The following is a 19,227-nucleotide window of genomic DNA, read 5'->3' on the forward strand; positions in this document are numbered from 1 at the left end:
TCCTAAAGGAGCCACGGGAGATAACTGAACTGGTGTAGCGAAATGGTTGCTTGCTATTTTCAAAATATCTAGTTCTAGTTGCTTTAACTGGATAGGATCAACTGAAGCAGGATGCACCGAACGGTTTACCTGGTACCTTTTAAGTAATTCGCTGGGAACTAACCTCTGGGTCTTCTCTCGAAAAACATAAAGTAAGAGCGTGTATAAATCGGTTTCTGGTATTCGATCAGTCAGTAATTCAACGATCTGTTCCACACCCAGTTCTTTAACAATTCGCTCAAGAATATATGATGGATCTGACCCCATTGCGGTACCCCCTTTACTTCCAGTGTTTAAAGGTAAAAATCGCTCCAAATATGGGACGTTCCGACTACTATGCTTAAATATGATTAGAGTCCTTTTTTTCTAATTGTTCCTTCTGTATAAAAGAAAACAACTAAAATAATTATTATGACAGCTGCACTGAGATAATCATGAATCATTTTCGTAGATGACAGTATAAACATCATTAAAAGCAGAAAAGTAGTTATTGTTTTAAGAAATATCAAGATCTTCTTCTGTTTCTTCATAATCATCATCCTCTTTGAAAAGTATAAGGTCCTTAATAGGTCTAAGTTCCAAATATTCTCCTTTTTAAAGTTTATTTCCTTCTTCAACTCCCTCAGTTTAATACGATTTTCTTGCGAATACTCGCTTATTCACAGGATTTCAAAACCACTGAATTTAAGCTAACGGGTAGATAGAGTAACTTTGGGATCTAAAGGCTTCGTGAAGGCATAGTCAAACGAACCCACCCCTTTTATCCATGAAATTTGAATTCCATTGCTTCTCCGGGACATCTTCGCGACACGTGTGGATTTGTTTTTAGCGTAAGCCCTTATGATCCTGAGGTGTACAAAGTGCATAGTCACTTATCTCGAAAGATTAACTATTCGTTGTTGACTTTATCTTTGCGCAGCTTCGTGTAGGCGGTAACGTTATGCGTGAAAAGGATGAAAAAATTCCGTTCGGTCGCTTTTTGTATTTGGTGCTAAGACTCTTTTTCATCAGGACAGGTTTGACAGTATTTACTTGTTTATACAAAAAAGCATTGGCTTAAAGGGCCAATGCTTTTAACTTATATTAAATTACTTTAAACAGTTTTCTACTTAGTTATCAATTACTCAACACCCTGCAGAAGTTGGCGTGCCTCATAAAGGGCCCAAACAATACGATTTTGCCCTCTGGTTAAATGAGTTTTTAAAACTTTGTATTGATGTGAGCCATCCGTTAATTGATTAAAGCCTGTTGCCGGCGCGATATCAGGAAGAGCTGGAACATTCAGTGCTGGATCATGACGAAACTTTCCTTTTCTTGAGAAATTGATTGGCACAAGAATACGTGCTAATTTCTCTATGACCTCGTTCGCTTTCTTAACTTTAGGGTCAGCGACATCTAATCCTTTTAGCTTTTCTACTTTTTCATAAAACGCGACTAAATCCTGCTGAAGGCTGTCGACTTCATCTTGTGCGGGACTAAAATCAAAGTGTGAACCGGCTTGTTGCTGATAAGCTTTGATCGTATCAGAAAATTCTTTTGCTGTATTTACAAAGTTAAACGGATGAACGGGCTCGTTGACTGCACGAAGAACTCCGGTAACATAAACCTTGATGTCCTTAACCAAAATATCCAAATCCGCTACATGCATTAAATCTTCCTCTGTATGCCACTCAATGTTAGCACCACAGCCACCTACAGGATAATATCCTTTTTCTTTTAAAACGTCTTCCGGGATGCTGGAAGACAACATAAAGAACGAAGTGATGCCTATATTGTTGAATGAATAGTCCCCTGCTCGAAGAGGTCTGGTGCCTGCTGCTTTTTGCCCGACTGCATCTTGAACCACATCTTTACAAAATTCATCCACCTCACTCATCCACATCATATATTCGTACGATGACGCCCAACGGCAGCCCGGGGAATCGCAATTTACTTGCGCAATACAATTTTTCTCAAGATCTAATCCGAATTGGTCTACAAACCAGGTTGAGGCTCCATATCTTCCTGTGGAATGTCCTGTCCAAATCGCAATTCTGACACTTCTTTTTAATTTATCACGATGCTTATAAAAGATTCTCGCCATTTCCAACAATGCCGCATCCCCCGTGGCATTATCTCCGATTCCTTCGTGCCAGGAATCCAAATGGCCATGAAGCAGCACATATTTATCCGGCTCTTCAGTTCCTTCTATAAATACATCGATTACCGGGCAGGGAAACCAACCTTTTTCCAAATATGTTTTAAACTCCAGTTCAACTGTATCATTTGCACATAAACTCTTTAATTCCTGTCCATCGGATTTATTGATGCCGAGTACTGGAATATTCGGTTCGTCATTCATATTATCAAGATCTGGCGCACCCCAAATCGGAGTACAAATTCCTTCATGAATATTTTCACCCGGACTTATAAAGACGATGGCGTTTACGCCTTTCTCCGAGAAGTCTTTAACCTTGCCAGGCATTGGAAAACCTTCTGTTATTACAATCTTACCCTGTAGGTCTTCGATATCTTCGTCAATGTGCGAACCAAAAATATCATTGATTCCTTTTGCCTGGCCCGTATTTATGTAAACTAGTTCACCACTTACTGCCTCGTCACCTGTGGCAATAGAAAAGGAAGGAGTTTTTACCCGATATTCTTTTTCCAGAGGGCTTGTCACTTTTAAATATGCACGTTTCGGTACACTTAAATAAAGCTCAGGCTGATGAATTTTATGCGGAACGCCCCATTTTTCTAAATAGTCCGCTAAAAAGTTAGCCGCGGTTTTCTCATCTTCACTTCCTGATTCTCGAATTAACGAACTGAATCTGTCTAACACTTGTTCTGCGACCTTAGTGTTAATTTCACTTAGTAATTCCTTTTCCAACGTCTCGTTTATTGTCGTTGACATTTTACATTCCCCTTTCAAATAATAGTTTTCAATATGTATTCTGTATGCAATATTTATGCCAAATTGAAAATAACAGTCTCCCTGCGTTTTTTTCTTATTTTTCTATCAACCTGGTTGAATAGGTTGGTTGTTAGGCATGCATCCATAACTCATGTAGACATAACAAAAAAAGAAGCTGTTAACAGCTCTAATCAACGGTTCATTATAATACTCGTCTTCTCTAATACATTTAAAATTTGAATCCCGGAATCTAATATTTTGCTTCCCTGTCCTTTGTTTCCAGAACAAATGAGTCCGAGGTCACGGAGCACTTCCATCCTTCTCCTTACTTGCTGTTCCGATAATAAACATCCTCTATCCTGGGAATAACTGACGACCGTTCCTCTCCCAATACTTTTTCTTTGTTCTTTCGCCTCAAACAGGCATGACAATATTAAATGGAAATCTCTGAGATCGCCTTCATATTTAAGTTTTTCAAATATGTCATTAGGCTCATTGTTGCGCTCATCATGTGCTTTGAATTGCTCGGGCAGATTATCAATCGTTACAACATTGCTATCCATAACCGTCGTCATATATTGAACAGCGCTGACGAGTTCGCGTACATTTCCCGGCCATTCATAATTAATGAGGACATCCATCACTTCTTCCGATATTTCCGGACATGTCGGAGAATATTCCTTAATAAAATAGTTTAATAACTCAGGAATGTCTTCCTTTCTTTCTTTTAATGAAGGTATGCGTAAAGGCAATACGAACAATCTATAGTACAAATCCTCACGGAACTGACCATCTCGCACCAGTTTTTTCAAATCTTTGTTCGTGGCTGCGATGACACGTACATTAACAGGCAATATACTTCTTCCACCGACACGCATGACTTGTTTTTCCTGAAGAATCCGGAGCAAAAGAGTTTGCAAATTTTTTGATGCATCGCCAATTTCATCAAGAAAGATCGTTCCGTTATGCGCTAATTCAAAAAGTCCTTGCTTGCCGCCTTTTACGGCACCTGTAAATGTTCCTTCTTCATAACCGAACAATTCACTTTCTGCTAGAGATTCAGGCAGACCGGCGAAGTTAACGGGAATAAATGGCCCATTTTTTCGGCCGGACATATTATGGATAGAGTGAGCAAATAATTCCTTGCCTGTACCATTCTCTCCAAGTATGAGCACCGTCCGTTCTGTTTTAGCAATTTTATGCATTATCCTGATTATTTCTTTTATCTTTACACTCTTTCCAATAATGTCCTCTGTAGTATACTTTGAAGAAAACCCTTTCTTCTGAATAATCTTTCTTATATCCTGCTCCAAGGCCTGAATACGGGTAACATCCTGAAAGGCAGTAACATCCCCGAATTTATTGTGACCGATGTTGATTGAGCTTTTGTTTACTACTAGTTTTTTCTCATTAAATGAAATCAATTGATGATCAGTATATGATTCCTCTTCCAAACCATTTTCAAGGTGAAGTTTCGGGAAGATTTCTGTTATTTTTTTACCGATCACCTCCTCCTCCCGGAAGGAAACGCCGAGAATCCGTTTAGCGGAGTTATTGTATTTAATGATCCTGTTCTCTTTATCAGTAGCCAGGATTCCATCATGAACAGTATTTAATATCGCATCGAGCTGGTGATTAAGCTTGCTAACTTCATGATAAGACTCCGATAGTCTTCTGCTTAAAGCAATAATTTCTTGAATATATCTTGCTGAATGAATGTTTGCCTTATCTATATTAATGTTTAATTTGATTGAAAGCTCAACGAGGGTGGAAAAGTCCAAAGGCCGAATACCAATATCAATAATTTTCTTTATGCCTTTTGGTGCCAGTTCAATGCCAGCCGGAATGATCGCAATCTCGATGCCTTTATACCTTTTATCCATTCCGGGAAAATAAGGATAAAGCTGTAGATTAAGGCCGAGATTTTCTAATAGCTCGATTGTTTCTGCTGCAGTTTCAGGCAAATTATTCACAACTAGACATTTTGTACGTGCCGGGAGAGAAACCAATTCCTCTAGTTTGGAAATATTGATGGCTCTTCTTGCAATAAGGGTCTTGTTTAAGGGATATTGTTCATGCTGCAGTTGGGATGAGGATAGGAGGATAAGATCTGCTTCGTTATAGTCCATACACTCATCTTGTGACAGTATTAGGATTTCACCTTGAAAAAAGTCATTGATTTGTTTTTGAAAAACTTGAAAAGTCCTAAGATCCTTTGATAAAACTACTAATTTAGGCACCTAACCACCCCCTATTTAAGCCTATTATACAGTATTCTGATTGAATATTCTAAAAATTAAAAGCAGTTGTCAACATTTTTGACAACCGCTTGATCTTTTTTAACTTATCTTAATTACAATCTTTCCAAAGTGTTTTCTTCCTTCAAGTTCAAGTTGTGCTTCCGCAATGTCTTCCAACGGATACACTTTATGTATGGAAGGTTGTAATTTTTTTTGCCATACGAGACTCGTAACTTGAAGAAAATCTTCCCAATTCCCCAATGGTGCACCTAAAATTATTCGATGGCGCTGATAAATTTCCCTGATACTTAATTCAGGTGAATCACCTGCAGTCGCTCCTGAAAGAACAAGTTTACCACCCATTTCGAGACAACGAAGACTGTGGCGGATCGTTGGGGCTCCAACAGCATCAAATACTGCGCTCACGCCTTGCCCTTTTGTCCAATCCATGATCTCACTTTCCCAGTCTCCATTTGAATCAAACATGATCGCCGCGCCTTTTTTTCGGGCCTTTTCACGTTTCTCCTCCGTACTTGCTGTTCCAATCACTGTTGCCCCTGCAGCCGCAGCGATTTCTAGCTGAGCAGAACCCAGTCCCCCTGACGCTCCAACCACAAGTACGATGTCAGATGGCTTAATCTTTGCTACCGTCACCACGCCACGCCAAGCCGTTGTATAGACAGCCGGGATCGCTGCCGCGACAGTAGATGAAACATGATCGGGAACCGGTATAATATTTCTTGCAGGCGCCACAACATATTCAGCTAATCCACCCCAGAAATGCTCACCTAGAATTTTGTAATCGGGGCACATACTTGGCTCTCCTCTTCTGCACCAGCGACATTCATTACACCCGATGGCCGGGTTAATGAGCACTCTTGTTCCTTCTTTCGTGATTTCCTGTTGTCCTGGAAAAAGAGGACCATAATAACTCACGGTTCCTGCGATATCTACACCTGAAATATGGGGAAGAGTAATCTCAGGAACGCCTGGACCCTTCAACCCTTCTCTTGCAAAAATATCAAGGTGGTTCAACGCTGTTGCTTCTACTTTAATTAAAACTTCACCAGGACCAGGAACAGGAGTCTCTATTTTCTCTAACGTTAGAGTCTCTGGTCCGCCGTGGTGACGAATCATTACAGCTCTCATTTCATCTGGAACACTTTGTTTTCCTGTTATTTGTTCTCTCGCTAACTGTTTTTCTGCCATTTTAACTTCCTCCTCTCTTTTCTAATAATTATCCATCAAGTCCTAAAGCGGCGGTTGGATATAACCACCGGACGCAAGTTGCAGGGCATGGGCAACCCGGTAAACCGTTGCCTCGTCGTGATAGCGCCCAACAATTTGGAATCCTACCGGCAGATTTTCTGCAGTGGCATTTCCTGCTGATACAGTGATTGAGGGATGTCCTGAGATATTGAATGGTATAGTGCGTACAGATATATCAATATTTCCATCTTCAAATGAGGGATCTTTTTCCGTTGCAGGATAAGGAACAGTAGGACAAACAAGAACATCTACTTGATTGAAACAATCATTAACTGCTTCAGTAAATTTCCTCTTTTGGTCCAACGCTGATAGATAACTTACAGCCGAAATATTAAATCCTTCTTTAATGTTTGCAAATGTTGACGGTGCGTAATCACCTTCACGATGGGGATACCATTGTTGATGATAAGATGACGCTTCCGATAAAAGAATAGGAATGGCGATCTCTTCTGCCTTTTCTATTGAAGGAATGGTCACGTCGATGCTTTCCGCACCTAATTGCTGTAACCTGTATAAAGCAGCTGAGGTTAAATCTTTCACTTCTGGATGAGTAATGGATTCAGTTAAAGCGTGGATAACTCCTACTTTGACACCAGAAATCTCTCCTGAAAAAACAGAATCGTAGTCCAATTGAATAGAAGAGATGCTTTCCAGAAGTATCCCATTATCAATAACTGTACGAGTAAGGGGTCCAATATGATCCAGTGAACGGGACAATGGAAATAATCCCTGTCTGGGAACAGTTCCGTATGTTGGCTTTAAGCCCACAATTCCACAGAATGAAGCAGGAACACGAATTGAACCGCCAGTATCTGTACCTATTGAACCGAAACCAATACCAGCCGCAACAGAGGATCCTGATCCGGTGCTTGATCCTCCTGCCGTTCGGTTTACATTCCAAGGATTATTGCATTGGCCATAGTCAGAGTGAACGGAACCATATGCAAATTCCAACATATTGGTTTTGCCGAAAACCACTGCTCCAGCTTCTTTAAGTGCTGTATAGACAAATGCATCATCGCTTGGAACGTTGTCTTGCATAATTCGGGAACCGAGAGATGTACGAATTCCCTTCGTATTAAATATATCTTTGATTGATACCGGAACACCGTATAATTTCCCAACGTCTCTTCCTTTAACGAAAGCTTCTTCCGCCTTTTTTGCTTGAATGAGTGCTTCATCAGCAAGCACCGTAACGAAAGCATTTAATTGCGGCTCTAATTCATCGAGTCTTTCTAAGGTAGCTTCCGTAACTTCAATGGGTGAGATCTCCTTTTTTCGGTACATGGCCGCAATTTCATTAATTGTTTTAAACAATAAGTCTTTCTTTACTTTAATGGCCATTGGTATAACCCTCCTTATTAATTAACCAGCGATTGTCTTCTTTTTTGTTGCACTGGTATCTTTAAAAAACGGCTCAAGCGCTTCTTTTGAAACCGGTTTTGTTGCTAGACTGACTAAGACCATTCCTAAAAGACTGACAGGAACACTAATATAAACGGCATCCAAACCGAAAGGATTTCCTAAATACAACCATAAAATCGCACTTCCGATTCCACCGACCATTGAAGTAATGGCCCCCGCTGTTGTTGCGCGTTTCCAATACAGGCCTAATAAAGTCGAGACTGCGAAGGATGAACCGATTAAAGCGGCCGCATTTATCCAAATTTGCTGGATGAGCGGAAGGGGATACAGAGCAAAAGGTATAGGCAATAATCCCATAATTAACACGACAATTCTCGTAATCGTTAACTGTTGCTTATCGGATAGATCTTTTTTCATGACTTTTTTCATGATGTCATGTGAAACACCGCTGCCAAGCATCAATAAAACGGCGCTGACAGTAGACTGTATGGCAGCTAAAATAGCCGCTAGTAACAGGCCACCCAGTACTGGAGGTAATATTTTTATTGCAATTGTGGAGCTGGCAAGGTCAGGGGAGGATAGCTCAGGAAATATAACCCTTGCGCTTACTCCGAGTAAAGCAACTGAGACACCTACTATGGCCTGGAAGATAAATGAAACGCCAACTGCACGCCGTATCGTCTTATTGTCTTTTAACGAATAAAAGCGAATTGCAATAATAGGGTACCCGAGCATCATGATAAAAAATGATAATCCTACAGCAGTTAAGGCGCCCGTTGGCATACCGTTGGCAATAAGATGAGGATCGATAGCCGTTAATTTTTCATTCAATGCGGTAAATCCGCCGGCTTTTGAAACGGTAAAAGGAACAGCGATAGCAAACCCAACAGCAAACACTGTCATTTGCAAAAGATCGGTATAGGCAATCGCGAATAGCCCTCCTACAACGGTATAGGTAATAAACACCCCCGCAATAATTAATACGCCCGCTGTTGTCGGAATATCAAAAACCGTATTTAATAAATAAGAACCGCCTACAAGCTCCGCAACAATGGTCATCCCAAAACATACAATTAAAATCGCCACCGAAATGACGCGTACAGCGTTGCTTTCGAACCGTGTTCCGAGAAGATCTGGGATGGTCAAAGCCTTGGAGGAGTTGAAAAAAGCTTTCATTTTTGGTGCAATGTAAATGGCCATGATTGACCAGGAAGCCCAGATAGCAACCCAAATCCAGGCAAAATTGTAACCAACCTGGTAATGGAAACCAACCGTACCGATCGCTGTTCCTGCGCTCATTTGTGTAGCTGCCAGAGTTGCCCCTCCTACCCACACCCCTAATTTTCCTCCGGCTGCAAGAAAATCGGTTTCATCTTGAATCTTGGATTTCATATAAAAGCCAATGGCAATTACCGCTACCATATATAGGACCAATACCGAAATTAACATTATTCATTCTCCTCGCGTTTATTGATCGCTTCTGTGATTCCAAAATAACCAATAATAAAAACAATCATAACGATCCATATCATCCAATTTGAAAGCGACAGTCCAAGAAATGTAGTCATCTCTTTCCTCCCCCTAACTTTTTTATTAATCGTTCACCCTGTTTACGCCCAAAGTTGAGAAAAGTGCGGTGCCATTAATCTAAATTCATCATTAACTATTTGGGCATCCCACCTTTCAACATCTTGTAATCACTTCGTTTATTTCCACAGTAATTTCGCACGAGCACCGATAACACTTTCGTAGTCTGGACTAGATCTTCAATATCCATAAACTCATCATAACTATGAAGATTGTTGTCATTTGTACCCGGACCAAAATTAATTCCAGGGATACCGCTATTTATAAACCAGCGGGTATCTGACTGACCCAACATACCAACTACAGGCAAGGCTTCACCAGTTACCTCTTTTAATGCTTCTTGTAATTCACCTATAATCGGAGAACTTTCTTCCGTCACAGTTGGAGTGGTTTGAAAATCCAGCACTCTTTCCACTCGAATGTTCATGTCAGGGTCATCTTTCTGCAGCCGCTCAACTATAGATTCAACACGGTTATATATGCCATCGATCGAATGCTCTGGTATCACCCGGAAATCCACTTGAATTTCACTTGAACCCGGCACAACATTGATTTTTGTCCCACCCTTAATGACACCGATATTAACCGTTGTATATCTCATTCCTGGAATATTGGAAGGCTCAATTTCTAATTGTTGCTGAAGTTCCGATAACCCTTGAATCACTTTTGCCATTTTTTCTACCGCATTGATTCCTTTCCACTTGAAGCCGGAGTGAGCGGGGATTCCCTCTGAAACGATTCGAAGTTGGAGAACACCCGCCATTGCGCGCACAATATGATTACTGTAGCCCTCAATGACTGCCATATCACCCGATACCAGTTTTTTTTCAGTTACATAGCCGGCTCCGAAAACGCCGCCGGTTTCTTCATCACACGTCGCTGCGATGGTGATATCACCTAGTATTGGAATACCAGATCTCTTTAAGGCAACTGCAGCCATGACATATGAAGTTAAACGGCCTTTGGAATCAGTTGCCCCTCGCCCGTAAATGCGTCCATTCGCGATTTCTGCGGAGAACGGCGGATATGTCCATTTTTCCGCATCTCCCGCTGGCACCGTATCGAGGTGGGAATTAAAAATTATGCTTTTTCCACCACCGGAACCCTTCATCGTTGCAATAACATTTTTGCGTGGAGTAGGCAAACCTTCTTTTTTTGTAAGTTCTTCTGGAACCTCTACCACATTTACTTCAAAACCTAATGTGTTTAATTCTTCTTCTAAGAACCTGCAAATCTCTTCGTAATTACCCGGCGGATTTTCACTTTTAATCCGAATTAGTTTTTGTAAAAAAGATACGATTTCATTTTGCATTGAATCAACGGTGTTATTTATTGTTTGATCCATTGATATCACTCCTCTCAATTACTATTCTTGCAATTATTGTGCCAAGTTTAAAAAAAGGTTTTTTTATATAAAGAGTTGTTTTGGAACGACTTTTAGGTTCAATTAGGTTCTTTAGGTTTTCCTAATCCCAGCTATTGCATTTTCAGTGCAAAAGAAAGAGGCGTTTAGCGCCTCTAAATCGTTTTTATTATAGGTTTACTTTCTCACTGGAAAGGGCTGTACTGTTAGATATTTGGTTCTGGTTATTTTCCCAAACCACGTAGTGATCTTCTACGAATGTTTGTGTACCGCGTTGATTTGAAAAATCATTCAAGCGATTCGCAATCAGTAACGTTTCATCTTTGCTTGTTTCTATTGTTTCACCGATCTGGCTTAAAACCGCCGGTTGAATCTTTAACCTTTCAACCTTCAGCCTTCCATCAACAGGTGTTAATTCAATCTCACTTATAGAACATTGTTTGTTCTCAGGTAAACTTGGCGGGAAGTGAGGCATTGTGGACGATGAAATATCGAGCCCCTCTTTTAAATATTCGTAATGAGAAATGTAGTTACCTAGACTGTAGAGAACCGGTACTTGTCTTTCACCTTTACCAGAAAATGACTCCATTCCATAAGGAGCGTGAGCATGATGCCCTATGATGATATCTGCTCCTGCTTTAGCCGCTCGCTGTGCTATGATCGGCTGATATTCTGCAATTAAACCTTGATAGGGAACGCACCATTGGGGTGGAACTCCCCAATGAATAGCTAATATCACAAAATCAGCTTCTTTGTATGCCTTTTCGATTGTTTTTTCCAGCAAAACTAAATCTTCCTCCAGCGGCTCGGTTTTGATCCATGGCGGTGTTCCTGGCTGCTCAGAATCCAGACTCGGGTCTATTTCATATGAAGTCTTCACTCTTAGACCTGCGATGCCCGGACGGTTTTTTAACGCTTGGAATCCTGGAGCGAGAGTAGAAGCCCAGGATAGAAAAGCAATCCTATGATTTTCGACATTTATATATACGGGCTGAATTGCTTCATCAATATTTCGTCCTGCACCAGAAAACTTTACACCGATTCTATTTAATTCTTCAATGGTTTGATAGAGCGCCTCTGGACCCCAATCCATAGTATGGTTATTGGCGATTGAAACTAGCGTTGGCTGCAATTCTTTTAGCCATTCACCAGCCTGAATGGGCTGCTGCAAACGAAACTGCTTGTCTGCAGGTGCACCTGGGATTTCTACTAATGGGCCTTCTAGATTTCCTATACGCACATGTGCGGAATCCCAGGAACTGCGTAATAACTCTTCCCCTGGTTTTTGAGACAGCGTAATATCCCCAACAGCAACAATATTGATAGATGATGTCATGTTTTTACCTCCAATTTTTTATTTGTGATTCAGCTGTGTAAAAGAAGGATGCTTATAGCCTCCTGATGCCGACTGAAAAACATCTGCTGCATTATATATTGATGCTTCATCGTTGTGCCGACCAAGGAATTGTAGCCCTACAGGCAAATTACCCGATGGTGTTTGACCGGCAGAAACCGTGATTGCCGGATGGCCAGAAACATTAAAAGGTAATGTTCTTTCTGTAAAGTCATACTCTGTGTCCTCAAACGAAGGATCCCGTTTCGTTGCCGGACTTGGTGAAGTCGGACATACCAGAAAATCCATACCTTCAAATGCAGAATTGACCTTTTCTGTGAATTCCCTTTTCTTCTGTATCGCATCTAAATAACTGACTGCGGAAATGTTAAATCCTTCCTTAATGTTCATCAGAGTTCCGTTTGCGTAATCTGCTGACCGATCAGGATACCACTTTTGATGATAATAGGAGGCTTCTGAAAGAAGTATCGGAAAGGCAAATTCTTTTACGTTACTAATCTCAGGTATTTCTATCTCGATGATTTCAGCACCTAAGTCAGAAAGCCGGTTTATGGCTGAATTGATGATCTCTTCAACCTCATGATGTGTTAGTGAATCTATTAATGAACGAATGACTCCTATTTTCGTTCCTTTAATCGACCCGGTAAAAATTGATTCAAAGTTGCCCGGTTTGGAAGAAATGCTCTCCAGCACAATGGCATTGTCTCTAACCGTTCTCGTCATCGGACCGATATGATCAAATGAATGGGATAAAGGGAACAGCCCACTGGAAGAAACTTGTCCTGTTGTTGGCTTTAAACCCACAATTCCGCAAAAAGAGGAGGGGAGACGGATAGAACCGCCCGTATCCGTACCTATCGAAGCAAAACCGATACCCGCCGCCACAGACGATGCTGAACCGCTGCTGGAGCCCCCCGCAGTTCTTGTTACATCCCAGGGATTATTGCATTGGCCATAGTCAGGATGCACTGAACCATAAGCAAATTCAAGCATATTCGTCTTTCCAAACACGATCGCACCTGCTTTTTGGAGAGCCTCATATATATGAGAGTCTCCTTCTGGAACGAAGTCCTGCAATATTCGTGACCCTATAGTCGTCCGAATGCCTTTCGTCATAAAAATATCTTTGATCGAAACTGGAACACCGACCAGCTTGCCTGCAGCTTCCCCTTTTACAAAAGCTTTTTCTGCCTCCCTTGCTTTGTTCAATGCGGCTTCAGACATAACAGTAATAAATGCATTTAGACGTGGCTCTAATTCCCTTTGCAATTCCAAGGTTGCTTCCAATACCTCAACAGGAGATACCACCTTGCTTCGGTATAGCTGACTGATTTCATCGATCGACTTAAATAAAAGATCTTCCTTATTTTTTATTGCCAATGGATGTTTCCTCCTTCGTAATTTTTCCGTAACACGTGAATTAATTAGGTCACATCTTTAAAAAATGGCTTGAGGGATTCATTAGGAACTCGTTTGGTCATTAAACTGACAACAATAAACAGGACAACACTTACAATCACCCCTGGAATGACTTCATTTAAGCCAAGGGGGTTACCGCCGATATACCAGAATAAAGCGGTAAAGAAGCCTCCTATCATAGAAACAATGGCTCCGGCCGCAGTTCCCCTTTTCCAATTCAAGCCTAGTACGACGGTGGCAAAGAAGAAACTGGCGGTTAACGAGGCCTGCAAAACAACGATAAACTGTACGATATCCAGTTTTTTCAGTGCTAAAAAGAGGGGAATGATTCCAAGGACGAGGACAGCAATTCGATTCACTGTCATCTTTTCCTTATCACTCGCATTTGGTTTAATCATCGTTGCATAAAAATCATGTGAAAATGCCGAGGCTGAGACCATCATAATTCCCGATACAGTACTCATAATCGCGGATATAATGGCTAAAATAATGAGCGACCCTACAACTGGCGGAAGAATGTTAATGGCCATAATAGTAGATGCGATATCTGGTGACGGCATATATGGATATAGTGTGCGAATCGCCATGGCAGCTGCCGCTACAGAGATCCCTACGATTGCCTGAAAAATAAATGAGTACCCAATGGCCAATTTAACGGTTTTTTTGTCTTTTAACGTATACATCCTTGCCAGTTCATATGGTGCTGCAGCCATCGAGAATCCGAATGCCGCACCAAATCCAAGAAGTTCTTTGAATCCGAAATGCCAGCTAAGCATATTTGGACTGAATTCTGAGAGAAAGGCACCCACAAATTCGGTTCCTCCCGCTTTGCCAAATAGCAATGGAAGAGCAGCGAAGAAACAACCGGCCATTATGATCGCCTGGACAAAGTCACTATAGGCAGTTGCTCTCATTCCGCCTACCATCGTATAGATGAGAGTAATGCCAATGGTAATAATGGCTCCCCAGATAAAAGGGATGCCGAATAAGGTTTGTATAATGTTACCGCCGGCCTGGTACTGAGCGGTAAGATAAACGGTATAAGCCACCAGTATTAAAAGGGCTGATATCCCTCTAGCCGCCTTACTGTTAAACCTTGTTCCTACATAATCCGGCACAGTAAGTCCTTTAAAAGCCTGAAACTTAGGGCCAACGAGAGTTGCTGCTATGAGCCAGCCGAACCATAATCCACACCAAATCCAAAGAAAGCTTCCGCCTGTTAAGTAATGGACGCCTAATGTACCAACGAATGTACCTGCGCTCATCTGTGTCGCCGCAAAGGCTGCACCACCAACTAACGGCCCGATTGACCGGCCGGCTACCAGGAAATCCTCGGTTCCATCATTCTTTTTACCTGACCATAATCCAATGCCAAGAATGACAATAAAATATAAAACAAGAACGATATAAAAAACAGGACTAACTTCAAACATGGACATCCCCCTCCCCTTCCACTATTTTTCGCTTCTTACTGCCCAGATAAAATAACCAGCAATCCAAAGAACGGCATAAATCACGAAAAGCCCAAAAGGTGCTCCTAAATTAAACATTGGCTACCCCTCCAACTTTTGATTTTCGTTCATTTAGCAACCAGGCTACTATGATTCCAAAGATGACAACTAACCCAAAGATCGTATACATATTGGAAGTGGTAAAAAATCCTGCAGGGGAAGACCCCACCTTTAAATTTAAGTAGTTAGGCACGTTCATCATGCGCTCTTGGACACTCCCGGAGTCCCCGGAGTCAATAACAGGGAATGAATCATGAAGGTATTTCCCCTCGGGAAGGTCGACTTTAAGAGTAACTCCATTTCCGGTTCCCTCAGCATTTATAGCAGGGATTACAAGAGGAATTTTCGTTAACTCTTCGCTTACATAATGGTATTTAATCTCATAGTCAAATTGACCTTTTACTCCATCAGGAAGCTTTACTTGTATTTTCTGAAGAACTTTTCCCTCTTTTTTATCAAATTGTAAATTTTTATTTGAAGACGTAATCGTTAAATCTTTTGCAGTCTTATTTTCACTGGTTGTTAAAATATGCTCTAATTCCCCATTTTTAATGGCCTCCGCATGAGAAATGGTAAAATGTTCAGTAACATTCACTTTTCCGCTTTCAAGGGCAACATCAATGTCCGCTGATTTGATAATCGGTGAAACCTCTGCAGCTACAGCACTTCCCGAAAACAGAAAAAACCCGATAATACTGAAGAGCAATACCTTTTTCATCATTCTCCCCCTTTAAATAAATAATTGGAAACTTCTGAAAATAAGGTGTAAAAAAGTTTCACACACCTCTATGTTGAGACTTCTTTCCTGTCTGTTTGTTCAATAGCTCTTTTATTTTCAAGGTCTCCAAGACAAAATAATATGCGGATAACAAAAGCAATTAAACATCCCAGCCAGACCATTTGAAAATCACCAAACCAATCGTACATCATTCCATAAACGAAACCTGAAATTGCTGATGCCAGCTGGCCAACAGTGTTCATTATGCTAATGACTGAACCTGCTTTGTTCACACTAACCACTTCGGTAGCAAGGGTTAGCATAGGCGCCATCGACCAGGAGATTCCGGTGCCAATTAAAACGGCAACAAAATAGATCCCCATGTTATGAAATAGCAGCAGCCATAATGAACTAATCGTCATTAAAAACGAACCATATATTAACGTAGCTTTCCTTTGACCCATCCAATCGGAAAGTTTTCCTGATACCGGTGCCATAATGACCTGAGAAACCATTGTGACTGCCATAATGATTCCTGTTTCCTGTTTAGAATAGCCAATACTTGTTTCTAAATAGGTTGGGAGCCATGCGATAAAACCGTAGAGTCCAAACAAACCGAAAAAAGCAATTCCCATTAACCGGAGGACCTTTGGATTTTTTAGCAAAGTGAGAAAGGGCATTTTGCTCCTTTCCAATTGTCCTTCATTTACTGGCTGGTTTTCCCCTGGCACCTTACCAAAGAGTGCAATTACAGGAAGTAAAATAATGGTAAGGACTACAAACAAAAGATTCCACTCGATATAGACTGAAAGAATGGGAAATATGGTCAATGTAAGGAGCATTCCCATACCGGCAGCAGCCTCTAATATCCCAATGCTCATCCCCCGTTTTTCCTTAGGTGTGAAGGAGGAGATCAATTTGATTCCAGGAGAAAATAACATAGCGGATGAAGCTCCCATTAAGAATCTCAAAAACAATGATAATAGCAGAGAATGAGTAACTGTAAACAAAAAGGACGTGGAAAGCATGATTAAAAGGCCAATCAGGATTAATCGTTTAGGAGAATATCGGTCTGCTAATGTTCCAGCCGGAATTTGGAAAACGGCATAGCCCAAAAGAAAAGCGGATACAAGTCCTCCAATCTCTGCATAACCGGTTTGATACGTATCCTTCAAATCCGTAAAGAAAGGAACAACTTCCATTCGATGGGCAAACGCAATAAAATGGATGAAACTTACGTAAAGAACGACAAACCATTGTACTCGGCCCATGGTTTAGACCCCGACAAATTCCTCAAAAAAGTCTTCTGTTTCTAAACCTTCTCGACAAGGAATAGCAGCATGGCCTTTTAATTGATAAGAAGGCATTTGATCATACGTCATGTTAAAGCTTCCCTGGAAAGGTGTACTGATCACTTTGGCCTCTATTTTTGCGATTTGCAATGCATCCAACTCCTTAATAAAAAATCGTTCATATTTAAGTTCTAACCTTAATCCGCTTACCACCTTTAGGGTGTATTAGGAGCCTCAAGATGAACCTATATAACCCCAACAAGTGCAAGTAATTCAAGCTCATGTTATCGATTTTTTTGAACTAGCAATTCTTTCGATCCTGACACCTCTCCGGAAGCAATCTTGGGAGGAGTCATATATGCCAATTTAGAGTGCACCAGGCCTGCGCCTGCAAGTGCTTCAGCAAATTTTAATGAGATCTTTCCGGGATTAATAACGGGAACACCTAATTCCTCAGCCATTTCTTCGGCAACGTTTAAGAATCCCATGGTCATACATCCGAGAATAAGGGTATCAGCACGATCCTCTTCAATCGCTTTACGCCCCTCTTCAATTAACTTTTGTACGGTTTGGGCTTTATTGGAGGCAAGTTCCAGGACTGGGGTTTCAATCGCTCTCACCGAAGCAAGTTTTTTACCAACTCCCGCTTTTTCCACCAAGTGATACAACGGATTTACAATGCTGTTCGTCACAGTAATAATGGAAAATCTGTAACCAGATAAAGCGGCAGCCATTGCACCTGCTTCTCCAGGGCCGACTACAACCATTTTTTCAGTAACCTCACGGATTGCATCAAGTCCCGGGTCACCATAACACCCCAGAATCGCCGCATCATATCCCTTATTTTCCATTTCTAACATTAAATCTACCGTATTTGGAATACTAAGATACTCCTCGTAAAGAGATTCAATAGATGCCGGGCCTTCATCAACATCGACAATATCCACCTCAGTATCAGGACATGCATAGGAACGCAAAATGGACAGTCTCCTATCCATTTCTTTTCGCCCTGCTTCAGTACGGCCCATCGGCCCCGGTAAAACATAAACTATTTTCAAATCCCTAACCTCCTTTTTTTCTTTCATTCTTTTACTATGCAATTTCCATGCCAAAACAAAAACACGCATTAAAATGCGTGTTTTGAAAATAAATGAACGTTTGTAAAATTAATAACCCAAGTTATATACACCAGGTAAGTCAATGTTTTCACCGATCTGGAGTGATGCCTCTTTTACCCAGTATGGATTGCGCAACATTCCTCTGCCGATTGCCACAAGATCCGCCACTTCACTGCGAATGACAGATTCAGCTACTGCCGGGGTTTCCAAATTTCCGACACTTATAACCGGAACATGAAATGTATTCTTAATGATTTCCGCATACTTCGCTTGATATGCAGGGTAAACCTTTGGCCGGACAGGTCCATCTCCGCCTGTGCTCACATCAAAGGCATCGATTCCCGCCTCAATAAAATCAGGAATCATTTCTAGCATATGATTAAAACCATATCCGCCCTCTCGATATTCCACAGCTGAGATCCTCATGATAAGAGGCATATCCCCCGGCATTTTTGCTTTCACCGCTTTAATGACCTCGAGTGGAAACCGGTTATACCTTCCATATTCATCCTCCCGTTTATTACTGGCAGGAGAAAAAAATTGATGAAGCAAATAACCGTGGGCACCATGCAGCTCGATCGTATCAAAACCAGCTTGTACCGCTAGCTCAGCGGATTTTCCAAACCCTTCAATCAGTTCCTCGATCTCTACTTTTTTCAACTCTCTAGGCATTGGGGAATTTTCTGAAAAAGGGAGTGCTGTAGGTCCGATGATATCCCCTTTTTCAATGACAGATTTTCTCCCAGCATGAGCTATCTGAATTCCTGCCTTCGCCCCGTAACTATGGCATGCGTCAACTATTCTTTTATAATGAGGAATATGTTCCTGAGACCACAATCCAAGACACTTTTCTGTAATTCTTCCACGTGGCTCTATATTCGTCATCTCCAAAACAATTAATCCTGTCCCCCCTATAGCCCGGGAGACATAGTGAATGAAATGCCAATCAACAGGAGCACCATCAAGGCCCTCCGCCTGATATTGACACATCGATGACATCATGACACGGTTTTTAAGTTCAAGACCTTTGATTGCAATCGGATCGAATAGTCCTGGCAT

The 19,227-nt window shown here is 41.3% G+C and carries 15 protein-coding genes; all 15 read right to left on the reverse strand.

Translation table 11 applies throughout. The features are described from left to right. Positions 1-306, reverse strand: a 306-nt coding sequence (locus M1K46_RS22515; protein WP_256227774.1) for a hypothetical protein, incomplete at its 3' end; no start/stop codon positions are given. Positions 307-1,159: 853 nt separating this feature from the next. Then, positions 1,160-2,908, reverse strand: a complete 1,749-nt coding sequence (locus M1K46_RS22520; protein WP_256227775.1) for a M28 family peptidase — start codon at positions 2,906-2,908, stop codon at positions 1,160-1,162. Positions 2,909-3,123: 215 nt separating this feature from the next. Continuing rightward, positions 3,124-5,172 (reverse strand): sigma-54 interaction domain-containing protein, encoded by a 2,049-nt coding sequence (locus M1K46_RS22525; RefSeq protein ID WP_256227776.1) that lies wholly within the window; start codon positions 5,170-5,172, stop codon positions 3,124-3,126. Between the two features lie 99 nt (positions 5,173-5,271). Beyond that, positions 5,272-6,381, reverse strand: coding sequence for a zinc-binding dehydrogenase (locus tag M1K46_RS22530; RefSeq protein WP_256227777.1), 1,110 nt, complete (start codon positions 6,379-6,381; stop codon positions 5,272-5,274). Between the two features lie 42 nt (positions 6,382-6,423). After that, positions 6,424-7,785: an amidase gene (locus M1K46_RS22535; protein ID WP_256227778.1), complete on the reverse strand. Its 1,362-nt coding sequence runs from the start codon at positions 7,783-7,785 to the stop codon at positions 6,424-6,426. A 21-nt stretch (positions 7,786-7,806) separates the two neighbouring features. Then, complete coding sequence (locus M1K46_RS22540; protein WP_256227779.1) at positions 7,807-9,255, reverse strand: sodium:solute symporter family protein; 1,449 nt, start codon at positions 9,253-9,255, stop codon at positions 7,807-7,809. 214 nt (positions 9,256-9,469) lie between these two features. Then, entirely contained in the window at positions 9,470-10,738 is a 1,269-nt protein-coding gene (locus M1K46_RS22545) for a M20 family metallopeptidase (protein WP_256227780.1), read from the reverse strand. Positions 10,739-10,925: 187 nt separating this feature from the next. Further along, positions 10,926-12,092 (reverse strand): CapA family protein, encoded by a 1,167-nt coding sequence (locus M1K46_RS22550; protein WP_256227781.1) that lies wholly within the window; start codon positions 12,090-12,092, stop codon positions 10,926-10,928. A gap of 18 nt (positions 12,093-12,110) precedes the next feature. Further along, positions 12,111-13,490, reverse strand: a complete 1,380-nt coding sequence (locus M1K46_RS22555) for an amidase (protein ID WP_256227782.1) — start codon at positions 13,488-13,490, stop codon at positions 12,111-12,113. Positions 13,491-13,534: 44 nt separating this feature from the next. Further along, positions 13,535-14,962, reverse strand: a complete 1,428-nt coding sequence (locus tag M1K46_RS22560) for a sodium:solute symporter family protein (RefSeq protein ID WP_256227783.1) — start codon at positions 14,960-14,962, stop codon at positions 13,535-13,537. A gap of 109 nt (positions 14,963-15,071) precedes the next feature. Further along, a complete protein-coding gene (locus tag M1K46_RS22565; RefSeq protein ID WP_256227784.1) occupies positions 15,072-15,758 on the reverse strand; it encodes a hypothetical protein in 687 nt (228 codons plus the stop codon). A gap of 68 nt (positions 15,759-15,826) precedes the next feature. Next, complete coding sequence (locus M1K46_RS22570) at positions 15,827-17,029, reverse strand: MFS transporter (RefSeq protein ID WP_256227785.1); 1,203 nt, start codon at positions 17,027-17,029, stop codon at positions 15,827-15,829. Between the two features lie 3 nt (positions 17,030-17,032). Beyond that, positions 17,033-17,200: a hypothetical protein gene (locus M1K46_RS22575; protein WP_256227787.1), complete on the reverse strand. Its 168-nt coding sequence runs from the start codon at positions 17,198-17,200 to the stop codon at positions 17,033-17,035. Positions 17,201-17,334: 134 nt separating this feature from the next. Then, positions 17,335-18,108 (reverse strand): aspartate/glutamate racemase family protein, encoded by a 774-nt coding sequence (locus M1K46_RS22580; RefSeq protein WP_256227788.1) that lies wholly within the window; start codon positions 18,106-18,108, stop codon positions 17,335-17,337. A 108-nt stretch (positions 18,109-18,216) separates the two neighbouring features. Next, complete coding sequence (locus tag M1K46_RS22585) at positions 18,217-19,227, reverse strand: NADH:flavin oxidoreductase/NADH oxidase (RefSeq protein ID WP_256227789.1); 1,011 nt, start codon at positions 19,225-19,227, stop codon at positions 18,217-18,219.

It is taken from the genome of Fictibacillus sp. WQ 8-8 (assembly GCF_024494405.1).
Classification (GTDB): Bacteria; Bacillota; Bacilli; order Bacillales; family Fictibacillaceae; genus Fictibacillus_C; species Fictibacillus_C marinisediminis.